Annotated in this window: 1 tRNA gene and 1 rRNA gene; both read left to right on the forward strand. The window is 51.0% G+C overall.

Annotated elements, in window-relative coordinates:
* Positions 1-112, forward strand: a 5S ribosomal RNA gene (gene rrf, locus KI210_RS08815); the annotation flags it as partial.
* A gap of 12 nt (positions 113-124) precedes the next feature.
* Positions 125-197: transfer RNA gene (locus tag KI210_RS08820), tRNA-Asn, on the forward strand.
* The last annotated feature ends 5 nt before the right edge of the window (positions 198-202 follow it).

Raw genomic sequence — 202 nt, forward strand, 5'->3', positions numbered from 1 at the left:
TAGCGAAAGCAAGAAGGAAACACCTGTACCCATGCCGAACACAGAAGTTAAGCTTCTTAACGCCGAGAGTAGTTGGTGGGCAACTGCCTGCGAGGGTAGGAAGTCGCCGCGCTTTTTTTAATATTCCGGCTTAGCTCAGTTGGTAGAGCGCGTGACTGTTAATCACGATGTCGTCAGTTCGAGTCTGACAGCCGGAGTAAGG

It is taken from the genome of Lactobacillus corticis, from assembly GCF_018327645.1.
In the GTDB taxonomy this organism is placed as follows: Bacteria; Bacillota; Bacilli; order Lactobacillales; family Lactobacillaceae; genus Lactobacillus; species Lactobacillus corticis.